A 17,968-nucleotide genomic window follows, 5' to 3' on the forward strand; every position below is an offset into this window, starting at 1 on the left:
CTTTTGCCTCGCGCCGGGATCGCACTGAGGAAGGGGTCTGGTGTTGTGGCTAATTGGAATCATCTTGCCGTCGGCGGAGAGCCGTTGCCACGCCTCGGCCATGCCATGACCGAGGCGTGTCCCTATACCCTGACTTCGGAGGGGATTCGGCTCGCCGTGCGTCTGACGCCACGTGCGAGCCGAACGGGCCTCGACGGGCTGGTCGAGACCGCCGATGGACGTGTCTGGGTACAGATGCGGGTCGCCGCGCCGCCGGTGGAGGGCGCCGCCAATACGGCTCTTATCGCTGCCTTGGCGGAGGCCCTGTCACTGCGACGGTCCGAGATCCGGATCGCGGCGGGCGAAACCTCGAGGCAGAAGATCCTCGCGCTCAGCGGAGATCCGGCCGGGATGGCCGCGCGAGTGGACGCCTGGATAGCGACCGCTACCCGCCGGCGGTGAGTCTACATTCAGAACAGGCGGCTTCCGTCCGGCACGGCATGGTCGGGGCGGAACAGTACGACGGCACCGTTCGTATCGGCGAAGCCCAGCGTCAGGACCTCCGAGAGGAACTTGCCGATCTGGCGCGGGGGGAAGTTCACCACCGCGGCGACCTGCCGGCCGACCAGATCCTCCGGCCGGTAATGTTCGGTGATCTGGGCGCTGGAGCGCTTGGTGCCGATGGCCGGACCGAAATCGATGACGAGCTTGATTGCAGGTTTCCGCGCTTCAGGGAAAGGCTCGGCGGAGACCACCGTGCCGATCCGGATGTCGACGGCGAGGAACTCGTCGAAGCTGATCGGGGCGGCCGCCGGGGCCGCCGAATCGTGAGTCACATGCACGGCCTGTGTCTCCGCTTCACGCCGTCCGCAGTGTCCGCCGACGCTTGTCCGCCGACGACCACTGCATGAGGGCGACCATGACCAGGATCGTGCCGAGATAGACGATGACCTGCAGCCCCGTCGGGCGGTCGATATAGCCGACGAGGGCGTGGAGCACGCGGCCGACCATGCTGCCCTCGGACAGGATGTTGGCGGTGTTCCAGAGCGGCCGGTCGAGCACGGTGATGAGCCCCGCATTGGTAAGGAACTGTGCCGCCTGAGCGGCGAGGCCGGCGGCGAGGAAGATGATGAGCGCGCTGGTCACCGAGAAGACGTAGCGGGTCGGGATCGCGGCCAGGCCGAAATAGCTCACCGCCGAGATCAGGATGCCCGCGCCGACTCCGGCCAGCGCCCCGATCTGCAGGTCGGGGCCGGACGTGCCCGACGCGACGAGGCCGTAGAGGAACAGGACGAACTCCGCGCCCTCGCGCAGGATCGCCGCGCCGACGACGAAGGCCAGGGCAGCGGATGTGGTCTCCCCCCTGCGCACGGATTCTCCGGCGGCCTTCAATTCGCCCGCAAGCTCGCGCCCGTGGCGGCTCATCCAGGTGTTGTGCCAGATCAGCATGACGACGGCGGTGGCGAGGACGGCAGCGTTGAGGATGTCCTGCCCCGCGCCTTCGAACGCGTCGGAGATCGATTCCGCGAAGAGCGCCACAAGGCAGGCGCCGGCAAGCCCGCCGACCACGCCGAGGCCGATCCAGCGGCCGCGCCCGGTGATGCCGCGCGTGGCCGCCAGCACGATGCCGATGATGAGGCCGGCTTCGATGACCTCGCGGAAGGCGATGACGAATGCTCCGATCATGCGGAGATTTCCTTCGATGTCGCGGGCGGGCGGTGTGAGCGCCCTACCAGATCCAGAACAGAAGCACCCAGCCGGAAACCGACAGGGTGGCGGCGGCGGCGATACAGGCCGTCGCGCCCGCCCGGCGCCATCCGCCGGTGGTGAGCCCCGCCACCTGCCAGGCGAGCCACGCGCTCCACAGGCTCGCGCCGATGAGCAGCCCGGCCCGCATCTCGGCGACGTAGGGAAGCGGGAGCCCCTCCCCGCGCAGGAAGGTGACGGTGAGGGCCGAGAGGCCGAGGAAAACGCCACATCCAGCGATGGGGATCAGCGTCTGCGTCAGGTGGTGGAAACGCGACGACGACCAGGGGCCGAGAAAGCGAGTGCCGAGGGCCACGAGGGCGGAGAGGCCGAATCCGAGGATGATCGTCGCGGCGCCGATATAGGCCAGCAGCAGGCCGCCATCGAGCAGGGTCATGACGTCGTTGTGCTCGGGGTAGTTGGTGAGCACGAACCACGGCAGGGTGGTCTCCAGCGGCCAGACCATCCCGTGTTCGATGAACCAGGTGGCGAGCCATTGCTTGGCGTCGATGAACCAGGGGCTCGACGACCATTGGAAGGCGCCGGCCGCGAGGCCCATCATGCCGAACAGGATCAGGACCGTCTGTTCGAGGCTCGGCTCGGTGCCGGCCACATGGACGATCTCGTAGGCGGGGGAGCGCCGGGCGAGGCGGACCGCCCCGCGATAGCCGCTGCAGCGCCCGCACATATGGCAGGAGCCGGCCCCGCGCATGGTCTTCACCGGCACCAGGGGAGCGCAGTTGAAGGCGGCGCCCTGCGGCTTGTCGGAGGCGGCCCAGGCGGGGCGGTCCACCTGGAAGCTCACTGGCGCGAGCTTGGCCAGCACCGCGAAGACCCCGTTCACGGGGCAGAGATAGCGGCACCAGACGCGCTTGTTGCGGCCATAGACGAGGCCCACCGCGATCGCCGCCACGGTGGAGCCGCCGAGGACGGCGAGCACTGGCTTCGGGTAGCCGTAGACGCTGACCATCTGGCCGTAGACCGTGGTTCCGGCGAACGCGATGAAGGGCCAGCCGCCCCAGGTGATCCAGCGCGGCACCGCGCGGCCGAGGCTCCAGCGGCTGGCGAATTCCGTGAGCGTACCCTCGGGGCACAGCACCCCGCACCAGGCCCGGCCGACGAGCACCATGCTCACGAGGACGAAGGGCCACCAGATGCCCCAGAACGCGAACTGCGCGAGGACGGTCAGGTTGTTCCAGAGATGGGCGGTCCGGTCCGGCAGGGGCAGGAAGGCCGGCACGGCCACGAGGACGAGATAGACCGCCACCACGGCCCATTGCACGCTGCGGATGATCCCGCCGTGGCGCTGGAGCCAATGGCCGAGTTCCGCGAGGCGCCGGTCGATCCAGGCTTCACGCAGGTCCGTCGAGACGCTCGCCGCCATCGGGCTACTTCGCCACCAGCTTGGCTTTGGCTTCCGGGTGGAAGTCGTCGAACACGTCGTAGGTGCCGGGGTCGAGGGTGCGGAACACGATTGCCGAGGTCGCGCCGGCGGCCAAAGCCTTCTCGCGCTTCAGTTCCATGCTCTCGAACTCCACCGGCGAGGTGCCGGTATTGGTGATCTCCAGCTTGAAGCGGGTATTGGCCGGCACCTCGATGATCTCGGGGATGATCACGCCGTCCTTCATCTCGACCTTGATCACCGGCATGTCGTTGGCCGACGCAAAGCCGATGCCGGCCGCCAGGAAGGCGCAGGCGAGTGCGAGGCTGCGGACGTGCTGCATCACGGTGCTCAATACGCGCCCTTCTTGCCGGTGCCGGCGAAGGTGAAGTCCTGGATCAGGTCGAAGGGCTTGAACCATTCGGCCACGCCGGTCTCCTTGTCCACGTGGCGGCCGAAATGCTGGTTCTTGCCGGGAGGCGCCACGGTGAGCTTGAGCCGGTAGCGGCCGGGGCCGCTCAGCTTGACGTTGTCGCCGTAATGCGGGCCGTCATTGGCGACCATCGGCATCAGCGAGCCACTGACCTTCGGACCCGTGGCGGCCTCGCCCTCCAGCTTCGTCAGTTCGAAGCTCACGTCGAGGGAGGGGAGCCAATCGCCCTCGGCGAACCCGTTACGGTTGTCCTTGGCCGCGCGGATGTCGGCTTCGAGGTGGATGTCGGATTGAGCGGCGGCGCGCATCATGTCCGGCGGGTCCATCTCGATCGGCTGAAGATAGACCGCCGTCACTTCCAGCCCGTCCTTGAGCATGGGAGGGCCGATCGGCGTCTCCTTGGCCGAGGCGAAGCCGGTGCCCAGGGCCGCGAAGGCCAGCAGGGAGGCGGAAATCAGTGCGGAGTGAGTGATCTTGCGCATTGTCGCTAGCGCGTAGCCCAGCGATCGTCGGAAGCAAAGCCGGTTCTTGAGAAAAACCATATATCAGAATACTTCCAATGTGTTGCACCGCCAGGAAGCCAGGGTGTTCGCCCGGCCTTACCCTGACGGACAGGGCTGGCGTCGGTTTTTCAGCCCGATGGCGGGAATCACCCATCATCGGGAATTTTCTAAGGCATCTTCGATACCGCTGCGGCTCATCCCATGCCGGATGCTCGGTTCGCGACGGCGGGGCGTTAACGGACGCGCGACCAATCCGTGAACAATGGGATGCGCTGGCTGGGGGGCTTGGCCGGAGACATCATCTCGTCCGCTCCGTACGGCTCGGCTGGAAAATCCTCAAGCTGTTCACGACCTCGCAATCGGAGCGCGCGACGGCGCCCGAAGTGATGCATGGCATGACGGCGGCCTTCCAGGCCCTCTCCGTCACGACGGCACAACGTGTGGTTCGCATGAACGCCGCGCGATATCTGGCCAGCACCAATCATGGCTGATCGGTGCGACTTTGCGCACGATTTTGCATGCCATATTTTGTTGACGAACAGAGACTATCCTCACGGCCTATGAAGTCCAACCCCGACCGACCTTATTGTCATGACGCAGCTGCACAAAGACATCGCGACGAGTTTCGTGAACGTTCGCATGAAGATCGAAGCTTATGCTTCCGTGGGTGAGGATTTATCTGGCGAGTTGAGGCGGTGGACCGATAGTGCGATGCGGTTCATCGAACCCGACCCTACGATCCACTCGCTTCACCGCATCGTCCTGGAAAGTACGGACGACCTTGTCGGCCTGATGATGGAGCAGCCTCGTCCGCGCGCCACGACCATCCTGACGGCCAAGACCCATCTCACGAAGGCCTTCGACGAACTCGAAGACGCGATCCTGAAGCGAGGCATTCTTTCGGTGAGAGGCGAGAAAGTCGGCCTGGGGATCGCAGGCAAGCCGATCTGAAGGCGTCGTCTTTGTCGAAGCGCGAGGCTCAGCGAGAGGCGGGATCGACCGCCATTGTCTTGGCTTCAGGCAGCGTCTTGACTTCAGGCAGTTCGGGGGGCGGCAGTTTGCGGTTCAGGGCCGAAGCAGCGCGTAGGAATGTAAGGGCGACCGTCGCCAGGCGGATATGGCGGGGCAGTTGCCGAGGGCCGAGCGGGCGGTAGACCAGTTTGGGGCTGACACGCTCGATCTCGGCGACCGCGAGTCCGACGAGAGGCTGCTTGGCGATCCGCACGGCATCCGCCTCGGGGATCGACAGTTTGCGTGCCCAGGCCGTGGTGGTCGCCAAGGCGCTCGAGGCGTGGAGCCGACGAAGGCGGCGTCGCCACAGATAGCGGTAGAGCGCGCGGGGAACCGCCTCCATACGTGCATCGCAGAGGCTGTCAGGCACCTCGCAGCGCGCGCGTATCGTATCGGCGACGCCACCGGGCGCGCGGCCGACCAGGCGGCCGGAAACGGTGACGACGACGTCCTTGGCGTGCCGGACCCGCAGCCCGTGCTGCAGCAGGGCTGCTACGAAAGCGCCGTCCTCGCCGAGAGCGATCATCGGCATGCCCCCCACCTTACGGTAGGCCGAGAGGCGGACGGCGAGCGTGGCGCCGATCGTCGTCCGGTGGCACGGCCAGGGATCGTGCGGATCGTGATCGATCCGTGCTTCCAACTCGGTCAGGAGATCGCTGTAGGCATCTTCGAGCTTGCCCCGTGCGCGAAGCGACTTGGGCAGTGCCGCCCATTCGTCCTCATCGATCTGGATGCGCCCCGCTACGGCATCGGCCCCGGCATCCAAGGCGGCGAGGTTGCGCGCAACCCAATCCGACGGCACCCGGCTGTCGGCATCCGAGGTCAGGATCGTTCCGGCGGTGCCGTCCGGGCCGATCCATTCGGCAGCGGCTTCCATGGCCGCGCGGCGCGCCCATCCGGCATGGGCGCCGTCGAAGGTGACCATCCTGACCCGGACCGGGATCGACATGTCCTGCACGAGTTCGGCAACGATCCGATCCGTGCCGTCGCTGCAATTGTTCAGGAACAGATAAAGCCCGAGGCTGCCGGGACGCACGCCCTCCTGCGCGTCGATGGCGCGGAGGCAGGCCTCGATCCGCTCGGCCTCGTTGTAGACCGGGATCGCGATGACGGTGTCGGGAACCGAGGAGGCGAAGCGCGGCGACGTATCGATGGCGGGGGCGACGTCGGAGAGGGTGGTATAGGGCACGGAGGACTCCGATGAGGCGGCGCGGATGGATACCGGCGCCGATCCCCGGCTGGTGAGACGTGCTCAGTGTATCGATCGAAGCTGAACGGCACCAATCCGGCTCGGACGCCGACGATCAGGGCGCGCGCACATCCCTTGCCGCAGGCGCACTATCGAAGGTCCGGCGGGCGAGCCCCGGATAGGCCAGAGCCTGACTGGCGCCGCGTGCCGCCAGCAGAATCAGGAACGAGAGCCACAGACCCATATTCCCGAAGCCTGCGGTGTGAGCGATGCCGATCGCCACGGCGTAGACGCCGGTGGCCGCGATCATCAGATTGCGCATGGCCCGTGTCCACGTGGAGCCGATGTAGATTCCATCGAAGGCGAACGGCACGGAGGCAACGAGAGGAGCGAGTGCGGCGGGGGCCAGATACGCACGCGCCGTTTCGCGCACCTCCGGGCTCGTCGTGACCGTATCGATGAAGGCCGCGCCGAAGGCCAGGAACAGTGTCGCCACCGCTAGGCCGAAGGCAACGCACCAGATTACGCTGAGGCGGGCCGCGCGGCGGAAACCGGCTTCGTCACGCGCGCCGACGGCCTGCCCGCACAGCGTCTCGGCCGCGGTGGCGAACCCGTCGAGGAAAAACCCTCCGATGAGGAAGAGATTCCACAGGACGGCATTCGCCGCCAGGATCACGTCGCCAGAGCGCGCACCCAGCGCGGAAAACAGGGCGATGGCACCGACCAGCAGCAGGGTGCGGATCATGACGTCGGCATTGACGCTGAGCATGCGCGCCAATGCCAGGGGATCGCGAATGACGGCGAACGGTACCGCGAACGGACGCGAGCCGAGCCGGGCCAGGAGGACGAGCCCGATGCCGGTTCCGGCGGCTTCGGCGACGAGCGTGGCCATGCCGGCTCCCGCGACGCTGAGATCCGCCCAGAGTACGAGGATGAGGGTCAGGACGATGTTGACGAGGTTGATCGCCACCTGAAGCAGAAGTCCGAGATCGGTCCGCCCACGACCGAGCACCGAGCCGAGGATGGCATAGTTCGCCAGCGTGAATGGGGCCGCGAAGATGCGGATGTGGAAATAGGTGGCGAGACCCGCGATTACTGCCGGGCTCGCGCCGCTGAGCGCGAAGGCCCCGGTCGCGATCGGCACCTGAGCGGCGACGATGACGAGCCCCACCAGGATTCCGGCCGCAAGCGAGCGGGCCAGGATCCGGTCGATCTCGGCCGAGTCGCGGGCACCTGCCGCCTGAGCCGTGAGCCCCGCCGTCGCCATGCGAAGCGAGCCGAAGGACCAGAAGATCGCATCGAATACCACCGCGCCCAGTGCCATGGCGCCGAGGAGAGCGGCATCGCCGAGGCGCCCGATCACCGCCGCCCCGACGAAACCGAGGAGCGGGGTGGTGACGTTGGCGAGCGTCATCGGCAAAGCCAGCGCCAGGATGCGGCGGCTGGTGGCGGGAGTCGGGGTCGCGATACCGTTCGGGTCCGCGGTGGCGGTCAGTGACATCCGCACCCGCTTCCGCAGCTTCCCTCGCTCTTCGGAGGCTCGCCCTTTGCCGGATTGGTGGCCGGACGCCGGGCGGCATCGCGCACGAGGCCGCGCTCTTCGAGCTCGGACAGGTACGTCGCCCAGCGGTTCCGGTACTCACGGCCGAGGTCATAGAGATAGCCCCAGCCGAACAGCCCGGTATCGTGCATGTCGTCGAAGGTGAGCTTGACCGCGTAATTGCCCACCGGCTCCACCGAGAGGATAGCCACGTCGCGCTTTCCGCCGATGACCTTGCGCTCGGCGGGGGAATGGCCCTGAACCTCGGCCGAGGGGCTCGAGACGCGCAGATATTCCGCTGGCAGCGCGAACTTGCCGCCATCCTCGAAGGAGACGTTCAGCGTCCGCTTGTCGCCTGACAGGCGGATCTCGGTGGGCCACCGCTCCGGTGCGGCGACCTGCTGTCCGGTGGGGAGGGGATCGGCGTGATGCTGGCTCATATTGGAACTCTCATGCCTGTAACAGTCTCGGATGCAATATATGTGTAGAGCGTACGGGGCATGCGTCGGCATGCGCTTGCTCCCTGGCCACCAACGCCTCATATGCCAGTGATGCTAGGTTCCTCGCGCGACCACGCTTCAGAAATCTCCCCAGCCAAGAGCCACGAGTCTCCCATGGGTGTTGCCTATGCCGAACCCGTAGCTTCGAAAGCGCAAGCGCCCCTGATAGACCCGTTCCAGCGGGCTATCACCTATCTTCGCATCTCCGTGACCGATCGCTGCGACCTGCGATGCGTCTATTGCATGTCGGATGACATGACGTTCCTGCCCAAGCGTGATCTGCTCACGCTAGAGGAACTCGACCGGCTCTGTGGCGTGTTCATCGACCGGGGCGTGCGCAAGCTCAGGATCACCGGCGGCGAGCCGCTCGTTCGCCGCGACATCATGCATCTCTTCCGTCGTCTGTCGCGCCATCTGGGCACCGGCGCCCTGGAAGAGCTGACGATGACGACGAACGGCACGCAGCTCGGTCGCTTCGCATCGGAACTCGCCGAACTCGGCATCAAGCGCGTGAACGTGTCTCTCGACACGCTCGACCCGGACAAGTTCCGCGCCGTGACGCGGCGCGGCGACCTCAAGGTCGTGCTCGACGGCATCGAGAAGGCCCGCAAGGCCGGGATCAAGGTCAAGATCAACGCGGTGGCGCTGAAGGGCGTGAACGAAGACGAGATCGCCGACATGATCGCCTGGGCCCATGGCGATGGCATGGACATGACCCTTATCGAGGTGATGCCCCTGGGTGAAGTGGATGGTGACCGTACCGACCAGTTCCTGCCCTTGTCTGTTGCCCGGGCACGTCTCGAACAGCGATACACCATGATTCCGCTGCCGGACCGCACCGGTGGCCCTGCCCGCTATGTCCGCATCGCCGAGACCGGGGGGCGGCTCGGCTTCATCACGCCTCTGACCCATAATTTCTGCGAGAGCTGCAACCGTGTCCGCCTGACCTGCACGGGGAAGCTCTACATGTGTCTCGGCCAGGAAGACGCGGCCGACCTGCGCGAGGCCCTGCGCGCCTCACCGGACGACGCCCTCGTCACTCAAGCCGTGATCGATGCGATCGCGCGAAAGCCCAAGGGCCATGACTTCGTCATCGAGCGCGCCCGACCGGCTGCCGTACCACGCCATATGAGCGTCACGGGCGGCTGAGACCGTCTCGCGTTTGACCCCTCTCGCCATCGAATCTAGACCCGCCGCAAACGTAGTGACGGATGGAGACGGATGATGGCGAAGGTCGCGTTCCTGGGCCTGGGTGTGATGGGCGGCCCGATGGCGGGTCATCTCGCCAAGAATGGCTACGACGTCACCGTCTACAACCGGACCACCGCCAAAGCGGAAGCCTGGGTGAAGGCCAATGGGGGCGCCTTCGCTAAGACCCCGCGCGAGGCGGCTGCCGGACAGGAGATCGTCTTCGCCTGCGTCGGCAACGACGACGATCTGCGCGGCGTGACGCTGGGTGAGGACGGTGCCTTCGCCGGAATGGAGAAGGGCGCGGTCTTCGTCGATCACACCACGGCCTCGGCCGAGGTCGCCCGCGAATTGTCCCAGGCCGCCTCCGAACTCGGCCTCGGCTTTATCGACGCTCCCGTTTCCGGCGGACAGGCCGGCGCCGAGAACGCGGCGCTCACCGTGATGTGCGGCGGGGACGAGGCCACTTACGCCAAGGTCGATCCCGCGATCCTCAGCTTCGCCAAGGCCTCACGCCTGATGGGACCGGCGGGCTCCGGCCAGCTCACCAAGATGGTCAACCAGATCTGCATCGCCGGCATCGTCCAGGGCCTGTCGGAGGCGATCCACTTCGCCAAGCGTGCCGAGCTCGACGTGGATGCGGTGCTCGACGTGATCTCGAAAGGCGCGGCCGGCTCCTGGCAAATGGAGAATCGCGGCCGGACGATGAATGCCGAAAAATTCGATTTCGGCTTCGCCGTCGACTGGATGCGCAAGGATCTCGGCATTCTCCTCCTCGAAGCCCGGCGCAACGGCGCCAAGCTCCCGCTCACCGCCCTCGTCGACCAGTTCTATGCCGACGTGCAGGCTATGGGCGGCAACCGCTGGGATACGTCGAGCCTCATCGCCCGCCTGGAAAAATGAGGCTGGTCGCCACGGCGAGGGCCGCGTCGGGATCGGTCCAGGCCCAGTCCTCGCCCATCTGGTGGCGGAACCAGGTGAATTGCCGCTTGGCGTAGCGCCTTGTATCGCCCTGGCCGCGCTGGATCGCCTCGGCGAGGGGGATCGTCCCGTCGAGATGGGCGATGAGGCCCGGCACGCCGTGGGCGCGCATGATCGGCAGGAGCGGATCGAGGCGGCGCTCCCGCAGGGCCGAGACCTCGTCGAGGGCGCCCTGCTCGATCATCGCCACGAAACGTCGGTCGATCCGGGCACGCAGGGTCTCGCGTTCGGGGGCGAGGAACAGCTTGACCAGGCGTTTGCCCGCCAGCGGCCCGGCGACGCGCTCGCCATGAAACGCCGAGATCGGCCGCCCTGTGGCGGCGAAGATTTCGAGCGCCCGCATGATCCGGGCGCGGTCGGTGGGCCGCAGGGCCGCCGCTCCGGCGGGGTCGACCTCCGCGAGGTCGGCATGGAGCAGGTCGGTGGCCCGGTCCTCGGCCCGTGAGCGAAGCGCGGTTCGGATCTCATCGGGGACCGGCGGCAGGTCCGACAACCCCTCCTCCAGGGTGCGAAAATACAGGCCGGTGCCGCCCACGAAGATCGGAAGCCGGCCGTGCAAGCTGTCGAGGAGGCGCGCGGCATCGCGGGCGAAATGGCCGGCGGAGTAATTCACCGCGCCATCTACCTCGCCGTAGAGCCTGTGGGGCGCCAGCGCTTCCTCCTCGACGCTCGGCCGCGCCGACAACCGTCGCAGGTCGGCATAGACCTGCATGGAATCGGTATTGATCACGACGCCGTCGTGACGGCGCGCGAGTTCCGTCGCGAGGCCGGACTTGCCCGAGGCGGTGGGCCCTGCGATGAGGATCGCCGCCGGGGGCGCCTGTCTGTGTGATCCGTCCGTGACCGGCGGCAAGGCGTGGACACTCCCCGATGACCCTCGTCGCGACCCTGATAGCAAACGAGAGCCGGCCCGCCATCACCGATGCGGTTCTCGCGGAAGCCCGTTCCGTGCTGCGGACCGATCATCAACCGCGCATCCTCCATGGCGAGGTGGCGGCCGAGATCCTGTTTCCCGGCTCCGGTGAAGAGGTTTCCGCAACGGCGCGGCGGCTACGGGCGGCCTTCGCCGCCGAACCGTTCGACGTCGCCGTGCAGGTGGCCGGCTCCCACCGCCGCAAGCGACTGTTCCTGGCCGACATGGATTCGACCATGATCGAGCAGGAATGCATCGACGAGCTCGCCGACACGATCGGCCTGAAGGACCGCGTCGCCGCCATCACCGAGCGGGCCATGCGCGGCGAAATCGCCTTCGAGCCGGCCCTGCGCGAGCGTGTCGCCCTGTTGCGCGATCTGCCGGTCGGCGTGGTGGACGACCTCATCCGGGACCGCATCACCCTCACACCGGGGGGGCGCGTCCTCGTGCGGACACTGAAGGCCAACGGAACGCATACCTGCCTGGTCTCCGGCGGGTTCACCCTGTTCACGGGACCGATCTCGGCGACGATCGGCTTCGACGAGGCTCACGCCACCACCCTCGGGGTGAAGGACGGCCATCTCACCGGCGAGGTGCTGGAGCCCATCGTCGGCAAGGAGACCAAGCGCGCGACGCTCATCGCCCTGCGCTCGCGTTTCGGACTTGAGCGTGAGGATACGCTGGCGGTGGGCGACGGGGCAAACGATCTCGACATGCTCGGCGAGGCCGGGCTCGGGGTGGCGTTCCGCGCCAAACCCAAGGTCGCGGCGGCGGCCGATGTCCGCATCGACCACGGCGACCTGACCGCGCTTCTCTACCTGCAGGGTTACGGGGCGAACGAGTTCGTCGCGTAGGACTACGCCGTCAGCGGACGATCCGTGCCAGGGCGATGACGGCGCCGAGGATGATCAGGGTCTGAAAGCCGATCGTCCCGAACATCCATTTGATGATGTCGGCCTTCGTGGCTTCGATCTTGGCTTCCAGCCGTGCCAGGGCTTCGCGAAGGTCTGATCTCGTGGACAGCCGAAGAGCTTCGATATCCACTCGTGTCGAGAAGTGAAGAGCTTCGATATCGACTTTCACCGATCCGATATCGAACTTCGTGGCGATGTCGCTCTGAAACAGTTCGGTGAATGCGTCCGCGAGGCCCTCGGCCTGTTCGGACGACAGCTTCGCCTTCTCGCGAAGGGAGCGGGCGAATTTCAAGGTGTCGAAGGCGACCGCCGTCATCAATTGCTAGTCTCAATAGCGTCGAGATCAGCCTACGCGCCGGCCGGCGAGTCGCACAAGACGAATGTCCCGGCTCGACGGCATAGCGAAGCCCATCCCGCGTGCGAGATGGGCTGATGCTCTCGATGGGACGGCGCTTATTCCAGTCCGATCGCCACGAAGCGCACATCACCCGATGCGGCCGCCACGAGGAGGAGAACCGATTTGCGGTTCTCCTTCTTCAGCTGATCGACCCGCTTCGTCACGTCGGCGGGCGATGAGACCGATTCCTGTCCAACCTCGACGATCACCTCACCCGGCTTGATCTGCTTGTCGGCGGCGGTGGAATTGGGGTCGACGCGCGTGACGACGACACCTTTCACGCTATCCTTGATGCTGTACCGACGGCGCAGCTCGTCGGTGATCCCGGACAGGTTGAGACCGAGGGCCTGCCGAATTGCGGGCTCCGCCTCAGGCTGCTTGGCATTGGCGAGTTGCGGCTTCTCAGGATCATCCAGGCGGCCAAGGGTGACCGATTTGGTTGTCTCGGTACCCTTCCGTACTACGATGACCTCGACCACCTTACCTACCGGGGTCGATGCGACGATGCGGGGAAGGTCGCTGGACGATTTCACCGTCGTTCCGTTGAACTTGGTAATGACGTCACCGACTTCGAGTCCGGACGTCTTTGCAGGGCCCTTCTCGTCGACGCCCGCGATCAGCGCGCCCTTGGCGCCGCCCTTGAGGCCAAGGGCGTCGGCGGTGGCATCGTCGACGTTCTGAATGCGCACGCCGAGCCAACCACGACGAACCTCGCCGAACTCACGAAGCTGGTCGATGACCTGTGACGCCGTAGCGGAGGGAACGGCGAATCCAATGCCGACCGAGCCACCCGTCGGCGACAGGATCGCCGTATTGATGCCGATGACTTCGCCATCCATGTTGAACAGTGGGCCACCGGAATTGCCCTTGTTGATGGCCGCGTCGGTCTGAATGTAGTTGTCGTAGGGGCCGGACTCGATGTTGCGGCCCCGCGCGGACACGATGCCGGCCGAGACCGAGCCGCCGAGGCCGAACGGGTTGCCGATGGCGATGACCCAGTCGCCGGGACGCATTTTCTCCGAATCGCCGAAGGGCACAGCTTTCAGCGGCTTGTCGGCCTCTGGCTTCACCCGCAGAACGGCAAGATCGATCTTGGGATCCTTGCCGATGATCTCTGCCTTCAGCTTGGTGCCGTTGTGCAGGATCACCTGGATGTCGTTGGCGTCTCCGATGACGTGGTTGTTCGTTACCACGATGCCCGACGCGTCGATGATGAATCCCGAGCCGAGGGAGTTCGACTTGCGCGATTGTGGACGCGGTGAATCACCGTCACCGCGCTGACCACGCTTACTGAAGAACTCTTCGAAGAGATCTTCGAATGGTGTGCCCTGAGGCAGCTGCGGCATCGTCCGGCCGGGTGTCTTCGACTCCACAGTGGTAGAGGCCGAGATGTTGACGACGGCGTCGGTCACCTTGTCGGCGAGATCGGCAAGGGATTCAGGTCCCTTCGCCAGAGCCGGAGTCGCGAGGCCCGTGAACGCCACGGCGGTGGCGAACGACACGGCGGCGAAGGCCGAGCGTGCCGTCTGGTGGAACGCTCGGGGACGTCGCGCCGTTCTGGCGCTCGCGGCGGAAATCATGGTCGACCTCTTGTTGAGACGAGGCTTAGATCGTCCGCCGAAGCGGACGATCAAGGGTAGGTCAGTCAATGGACGCCCGTTTCAGCGGACGGTCCCGGTCGTCGGAGCCGCATCCGCCGAACCCGATGCGCGCGGTGCAGTTGCCGGAGCACGCCCCTGCGGATCGTTGAAATAACGGAAGAAATCCGAGTTCGGGTTGATGACGAGGCGTGTCTCGGGCCCCTTCAGACCAGTTTCGTAAGCCTGCATCGACCGATAGAAGGCGAAGAAATCAGGGTCCTTGCCGAAAGCCTCCACGAGAATCCGGTTTCTGTCGCCGTCGCCCTGGCCTCGCAGGGTTTCAGCAGTCTGGTTGGCCTCCGACAGGACGACGGTGACGTCGCGGTCCGCTTTCGCCTTGATCGTCGCAGAGATCTGATCGCCGTTCGCGCGGATATCGGCGGCCTCACGGTTACGCTCGGTGATCATCCGCTTGTAGACAGCGGTCGAGTTCTGCGCCGGAAGATCGACCCGAGTCATGCGCAGGTCGACGATTTCCACGCCCAGCTCTTTCGCCTGATTGTTCACGTCGCCCTGGATGACGTTCATCAGGTGCGAACGCTCGGTCCGCACGATGGCGTCGCGGGTCGAACGGGCGAGCACGTTACGCAGGGCCGAGTTGGTGAAGCTCGCCAGAAGCGTGTTGGCGCGCAGGACGTTATTCGCCGACTGATAGAAGCGCAGCGGATCGACGATGCGGTAGCGGGCGAACGCATCAACTTCCAGATTCTGCCGGTCGGCAGTCAGAAGCGTCTGAACCGGAAGATCGAGATCGAGGACGCGCTTGTCGAAGAGCACCACGTTCTCGATCAGCGGAACCTTGAAGTACAGGCCCGGCTTCTCGGTGCCAGTCTGGTTAAGGACCGTGCGGACCCGGCCGAACTGGATCACCAGGGCCTGCTGCATCTGTCCGACGGTGAAGACCGAAGCATAGAGCGCGACGGCGAGCACTGCTAGGAGGAAGAGGACGCCGGTGCGAAGAGCGGGATTGTTCATCGTCCAGCCCCCGTATTGGTGTTGCGATTGCCGAATTCGGTCAGCGGAAGCACCGGAACGACGCCCGCGCCCGTTGCTCCACCGGCAACGCCGGTTCCGTTCTGGTCGATGATGACCTTGTTGACCGAGCCCAGGACCCGCTCCATCGTTTCGAGGAAGATGCGCTCACGGCTGACAGCCGGTGCGAGCTTGTAGGATTCGTAGACCTGCTGGAATCGGGCCGCCTGACCGGTAGCGTCCGCTGTCGCCTGGGTCTTGTAGGCTTCCGCGGCCTGGACGATCTGCGAGGCTTTACCGCGAGCCTGCGGAACCTCGCGGCTCGCATAGGTGCGGGCTTCGTTCTGAGCGCGTTCCGCATCCTGCTGAGCCGCGTTCACGTCGATGAAGGCGGGCCGAACATCCGGCGGCGGGTTGACGGCCACGAGCTGGACGACTTCGATGCGGACACCGGCGCCGTACTCGTCGAGAGCCTTCTGGGTGATCTCCTTGACCTCCTGGGCCACGCTGGACTGCTCGTTGGTCAGAATCGCCTGGATATTCCGGCGACCGATCACTTCGCGCATGGCGCTCTCGGAAATTGCCTTGATCGTCCCTTCGGGATTCTCGAGGTTGAAGACGAAGTCCGACGCCTTCAGCGGATTGATGCGCCACTGCACCTCGAAATCGAGGTCGACGATGTTCTCGTCGCCCGTGAGCATCAGGCTTTCCTCAGGCATGTCGCGGCCCCGAGACTGAGACCCGACACCTGCGCGGTAGCCGATCTGAACGCTGTTGACCTGACCGACATTCGGCTTGGTGACCGCGCCGATCGGATAGGGAAAGTTGTAATGCGGCCCCTGACCGGTGGTGTTCGTGTAGCGGCCGAAGATCGTCTCGATACCGACCTGCTGCGGCGCGACCGTGTAGATGCCGGTGGCGAGCCAGATGAACAGCACGATGCCGCCGGCCACGGCCACACCCTTGCCGCCGCCCATGGACCCGCCGGGGATGATCCCGCGCAGACGGTCCTGGCCACGACGGAGGATCTCTTCGAGGTCGGGAGGCGTTTTACCGCCGCCGCCTCCACCGCCGCTACCCCACGGGCCGCCCCCGCCTCCATTGCCGCCGCCGCCACGGCCCCAGGGCCCTCCCCCGTTGCCGCCACCGCCGCCGCTTTGATTGCTCCAAGGCATGCTCGCCGATATCTCCCGCTGAGGCAGTGACGTTCGAGGTCGGCCCGGCGCGTTGCCGCTTCGGGCCGATCCGTCTCACGGTACTGAGTGTCGCCACTCCGTCCTGTCAAGGCTGGCAAGTGGGCATCATGAAGGGGAAAGGCAACAGCGCCGGGCGCTCTTGCACAATGCGTCGCGGCGTAGAGTTACCGGACCCGTTCCATATCAACGAATGCGAAGGCGCATTCATCCCGATCGCCGGACGGGTGTGCGACGCGGGATGTTTCGTGGAAGGTACCTCTGTCGAAGCTGGGGAAGACGGTGTCTCCCTCAGGAGAAATGTCGACTTCCGTCATGTAGATGCGGTCGGCATGCGGTAGCGCCAGGGCATAGATCTCCCCCCCACCGGCCACCATCAGATCCTCCGCATCGCCGGCCGCCGCGATGGCCCCTTCCCAATCGTGCACGACATTGACGTCCGCAATCGAGAGTGACTGATCGCGGGTGAGAACGATGATGCGTCGGCCGGGTAATGGTCGTCCGATGGATTCGTAGGTCTTCCGACCCATCAGAAGCGGCTTGCCCATGGTCAGTGCCTTGAAGCGGCGCAAATCACTGCCGAGTCGCCAGATCAGGCCATTGTCGCGGCCGATGACGCCATTGCGGGCCATGGCGACGACGAGGCTGATCAGGGGGCGGGAGGAGACAGACATCAGACCGCCACCTGCGCACGGATGGCGGGATGCGGCGCGTAGCCTTCGATGGCGATGTCTTCGAACCGAAATTCAAACAGCGAGCGGACTTCCGGATTGAGAACGAGGCTTGGCAGCGGGCGCTGCTCACGAGTCAGCTGTAACCGCGCCTGGTCGAGATGGTTCACGTAGAGATGGGCGTCGCCCAGGGTATGGATGAAATCGCCGGGCCTGAGACCGGTCACCTGCGCGATCATGGCTGTCAGAAGCGCGTAGGACGCGATGTTAAAGGGCACGCCGAGAAACACGTCCGCCGAGCGCTGATAGAGCTGGCACGAGAGCCGCCCGTCGGCGACATAGAATTGGAACAGGCAATGGCAGGGCGCCAGCGCCATCCTGTCGAGGTCGGCCGGGTTCCAGGCCGAAACGATCAGGCGACGGGAATCGGGGTTCCGCCTGATTTCGTCCACGAGCCAGGAAATCTGGTCCACCGCACCGCCGTCGGGCTTAGCCCAGGAACGCCATTGCCGGCCATAGACCGGACCGAGATCGCCGTTGTCGTCGGCCCATTCGTCCCAGATCGTGACGCCGTTGGCCTGGAGCGCCCGCACGTTGGTGTCACCGGTGAGAAACCAGAGCAACTCGTGGATGATCGAGCGCAGATGCAACTGCTTCGTCGTCACAAGCGGGAAGCCCTGCGCCAGGTCGAAGCGCATCTGGTGGCCGAAGACCGAGAGCGTGCCTGTGCCGGTTCGGTCGTCCTTGCGCGTCCCCTCGGAGAGGATGCGTTCGATGAGCTGATGATAGGCGTGCATCGGGATCCCATTCTTGTCTC

20 protein-coding genes are annotated in these 17,968 nt (G+C 65.7%); 5 read left to right on the forward strand and 15 right to left on the reverse strand.

Going from position 1 to position 17,968, the window contains the following annotated elements:
- Positions 1–105: 105 nt before the first annotated feature.
- Positions 106–441, forward strand: coding sequence for a DUF167 family protein (locus ACYQML_RS22965; RefSeq protein ID WP_461235771.1), 336 nt, complete (start codon positions 106–108; stop codon positions 439–441).
- Positions 442–449: 8 nt separating this feature from the next.
- Here the strand turns inward: ACYQML_RS22965 and ACYQML_RS22970 are convergent, their stop codons facing one another.
- From ACYQML_RS22970 to ACYQML_RS22990, 5 genes are read right to left on the reverse strand one after another with little or no spacing between them, the layout of a single operon-like run.
- On the reverse strand, positions 450–821 hold the full coding sequence (locus ACYQML_RS22970) for a tRNA-binding protein (protein WP_461222712.1): 372 nt from the start codon (positions 819–821) through the stop codon (positions 450–452).
- A gap of 16 nt (positions 822–837) precedes the next feature.
- Complete coding sequence (locus ACYQML_RS22975; protein WP_461234133.1) at positions 838–1,665, reverse strand: FTR1 family iron permease; 828 nt, start codon at positions 1,663–1,665, stop codon at positions 838–840.
- A gap of 43 nt (positions 1,666–1,708) precedes the next feature.
- Complete coding sequence (locus ACYQML_RS22980) at positions 1,709–3,109, reverse strand: 4Fe-4S binding protein (protein WP_461234134.1); 1,401 nt, start codon at positions 3,107–3,109, stop codon at positions 1,709–1,711.
- Between the two features lie 4 nt (positions 3,110–3,113).
- Positions 3,114–3,449 (reverse strand): cupredoxin domain-containing protein, encoded by a 336-nt coding sequence (locus tag ACYQML_RS22985; RefSeq protein WP_461234135.1) that lies wholly within the window; start codon positions 3,447–3,449, stop codon positions 3,114–3,116.
- Between the two features lie 8 nt (positions 3,450–3,457).
- A complete protein-coding gene (locus tag ACYQML_RS22990) occupies positions 3,458–4,021 on the reverse strand; it encodes an iron transporter (protein WP_018042582.1) in 564 nt (187 codons plus the stop codon).
- A 612-nt stretch (positions 4,022–4,633) separates the two neighbouring features.
- Between ACYQML_RS22990 and ACYQML_RS22995 the strand changes: the two genes are divergently transcribed.
- Positions 4,634–4,993 (forward strand): hypothetical protein, encoded by a 360-nt coding sequence (locus ACYQML_RS22995; protein ID WP_056424658.1) that lies wholly within the window; start codon positions 4,634–4,636, stop codon positions 4,991–4,993.
- Between the two features lie 28 nt (positions 4,994–5,021).
- On the opposite strand, the gene ACYQML_RS23000 is transcribed toward ACYQML_RS22995, so the two are convergent.
- The 3 genes from ACYQML_RS23000 to ACYQML_RS23010 form a co-directional block, all read right to left on the reverse strand.
- Positions 5,022–6,206, reverse strand: a complete 1,185-nt coding sequence (locus ACYQML_RS23000; RefSeq protein WP_461235772.1) for a glycosyltransferase family 2 protein — start codon at positions 6,204–6,206, stop codon at positions 5,022–5,024.
- 151 nt (positions 6,207–6,357) lie between these two features.
- Positions 6,358–7,743, reverse strand: a complete 1,386-nt coding sequence (locus tag ACYQML_RS23005) for an MATE family efflux transporter (RefSeq protein WP_461234136.1) — start codon at positions 7,741–7,743, stop codon at positions 6,358–6,360.
- Positions 7,734–8,222, reverse strand: a complete 489-nt coding sequence (locus ACYQML_RS23010; protein WP_461222705.1) for a gamma-butyrobetaine hydroxylase family protein — start codon at positions 8,220–8,222, stop codon at positions 7,734–7,736. Before ACYQML_RS23010 ends, ACYQML_RS23005 begins: the two co-directional genes overlap by 10 nt.
- A 174-nt stretch (positions 8,223–8,396) precedes the next feature.
- On the opposite strand from ACYQML_RS23010, the gene moaA reads away from it, so the two are divergent.
- Positions 8,397–9,431: a GTP 3',8-cyclase MoaA gene (moaA, locus tag ACYQML_RS23015; RefSeq protein WP_056424647.1), complete on the forward strand. Its 1,035-nt coding sequence runs from the start codon at positions 8,397–8,399 to the stop codon at positions 9,429–9,431.
- A gap of 75 nt (positions 9,432–9,506) precedes the next feature.
- Entirely contained in the window at positions 9,507–10,373 is an 867-nt protein-coding gene (locus ACYQML_RS23020; RefSeq protein ID WP_461234137.1) for an NAD(P)-dependent oxidoreductase, read from the forward strand.
- Here ACYQML_RS23020 and miaA read toward each other — a convergent pair.
- On the reverse strand, positions 10,351–11,304 hold the full coding sequence (gene miaA, locus ACYQML_RS23025) for a tRNA (adenosine(37)-N6)-dimethylallyltransferase MiaA (protein WP_461234138.1): 954 nt from the start codon (positions 11,302–11,304) through the stop codon (positions 10,351–10,353). The genes ACYQML_RS23020 and miaA overlap by 23 nt on opposite strands.
- 17 nt (positions 11,305–11,321) lie before the next feature.
- Here miaA and serB point away from each other — a divergent pair, with 17 nt between their 5' ends.
- Entirely contained in the window at positions 11,322–12,218 is an 897-nt protein-coding gene (gene serB / locus ACYQML_RS23030) for a phosphoserine phosphatase SerB (protein WP_461234139.1), read from the forward strand.
- Between the two features lie 10 nt (positions 12,219–12,228).
- On the opposite strand, the gene ACYQML_RS23035 is transcribed toward serB, so the two are convergent.
- The 6 genes from ACYQML_RS23035 to ACYQML_RS23060 form a co-directional block, all read right to left on the reverse strand.
- Entirely contained in the window at positions 12,229–12,594 is a 366-nt protein-coding gene (locus tag ACYQML_RS23035; protein WP_461234140.1) for a CCDC90 family protein, read from the reverse strand.
- A gap of 137 nt (positions 12,595–12,731) precedes the next feature.
- Complete coding sequence (locus ACYQML_RS23040; protein WP_461234141.1) at positions 12,732–14,255, reverse strand: Do family serine endopeptidase; 1,524 nt, start codon at positions 14,253–14,255, stop codon at positions 12,732–12,734.
- 81 nt (positions 14,256–14,336) lie between these two features.
- The gene (gene hflC / locus ACYQML_RS23045; protein WP_056424635.1) at positions 14,337–15,290 is read right to left on the reverse strand and encodes a protease modulator HflC; all 954 of its coding nucleotides are present in this window, start codon (positions 15,288–15,290) and stop codon (positions 14,337–14,339) included.
- Positions 15,287–16,462, reverse strand: a complete 1,176-nt coding sequence (gene hflK, locus ACYQML_RS23050) for an FtsH protease activity modulator HflK (protein WP_461234142.1) — start codon at positions 16,460–16,462, stop codon at positions 15,287–15,289. The genes hflC and hflK overlap by 4 nt, the downstream gene beginning before the upstream one ends.
- A gap of 185 nt (positions 16,463–16,647) precedes the next feature.
- A complete protein-coding gene (locus ACYQML_RS23055; RefSeq protein ID WP_461234143.1) occupies positions 16,648–17,154 on the reverse strand; it encodes a dihydrofolate reductase in 507 nt (168 codons plus the stop codon).
- Positions 17,154–17,948 (reverse strand): thymidylate synthase, encoded by a 795-nt coding sequence (locus ACYQML_RS23060; protein ID WP_461234144.1) that lies wholly within the window; start codon positions 17,946–17,948, stop codon positions 17,154–17,156. The genes ACYQML_RS23055 and ACYQML_RS23060 overlap by 1 nt, the downstream gene beginning before the upstream one ends.
- Positions 17,949–17,968: the final 20 nt, after the last annotated feature.

It is taken from the genome of Methylobacterium sp. CM6244, from assembly GCF_054817885.1.

What these genes read in the sequence shown, in the direction of transcription:
- ACYQML_RS22965 (WP_461235771.1), top strand. Translation starts at nt 106, where the DNA reads ATGACCGAGGCGTGTCCCTATACCCTGACTTCGGAGGGGATTCGGCTC.
- ACYQML_RS22975 (WP_461234133.1), bottom strand. Translation starts at nt 1,665, where the DNA reads ATGATCGGAGCATTCGTCATCGCCTTCCGCGAGGTCATCGAAGCCGGC.
- ACYQML_RS22980 (WP_461234134.1), bottom strand. Translation starts at nt 3,109, where the DNA reads ATGGCGGCGAGCGTCTCGACGGACCTGCGTGAAGCCTGGATCGACCGG.
- ACYQML_RS22985 (WP_461234135.1), bottom strand. Translation starts at nt 3,449, where the DNA reads ATGCAGCACGTCCGCAGCCTCGCACTCGCCTGCGCCTTCCTGGCGGCC.
- ACYQML_RS22990 (WP_018042582.1), bottom strand. Translation starts at nt 4,021, where the DNA reads ATGCGCAAGATCACTCACTCCGCACTGATTTCCGCCTCCCTGCTGGCC.
- ACYQML_RS22995 (WP_056424658.1), top strand. Translation starts at nt 4,634, where the DNA reads ATGACGCAGCTGCACAAAGACATCGCGACGAGTTTCGTGAACGTTCGC.
- ACYQML_RS23005 (WP_461234136.1), bottom strand. Translation starts at nt 7,743, where the DNA reads ATGTCACTGACCGCCACCGCGGACCCGAACGGTATCGCGACCCCGACT.
- ACYQML_RS23010 (WP_461222705.1), bottom strand. Translation starts at nt 8,222, where the DNA reads ATGAGCCAGCATCACGCCGATCCCCTCCCCACCGGACAGCAGGTCGCC.
- moaA (WP_056424647.1), top strand. Translation starts at nt 8,397, where the DNA reads ATGGGTGTTGCCTATGCCGAACCCGTAGCTTCGAAAGCGCAAGCGCCC.
- ACYQML_RS23020 (WP_461234137.1), top strand. Translation starts at nt 9,507, where the DNA reads ATGGCGAAGGTCGCGTTCCTGGGCCTGGGTGTGATGGGCGGCCCGATG.
- serB (WP_461234139.1), top strand. Translation starts at nt 11,322, where the DNA reads ATGACCCTCGTCGCGACCCTGATAGCAAACGAGAGCCGGCCCGCCATC.
- ACYQML_RS23035 (WP_461234140.1), bottom strand. Translation starts at nt 12,594, where the DNA reads ATGACGGCGGTCGCCTTCGACACCTTGAAATTCGCCCGCTCCCTTCGC.
- ACYQML_RS23040 (WP_461234141.1), bottom strand. Translation starts at nt 14,255, where the DNA reads ATGATTTCCGCCGCGAGCGCCAGAACGGCGCGACGTCCCCGAGCGTTC.
- hflC (WP_056424635.1), bottom strand. Translation starts at nt 15,290, where the DNA reads ATGAACAATCCCGCTCTTCGCACCGGCGTCCTCTTCCTCCTAGCAGTG.
- hflK (WP_461234142.1), bottom strand. Translation starts at nt 16,462, where the DNA reads ATGCCTTGGAGCAATCAAAGCGGCGGCGGTGGCGGCAACGGGGGAGGG.
- ACYQML_RS23055 (WP_461234143.1), bottom strand. Translation starts at nt 17,154, where the DNA reads ATGTCTGTCTCCTCCCGCCCCCTGATCAGCCTCGTCGTCGCCATGGCC.
- ACYQML_RS23060 (WP_461234144.1), bottom strand. Translation starts at nt 17,948, where the DNA reads ATGCACGCCTATCATCAGCTCATCGAACGCATCCTCTCCGAGGGGACG.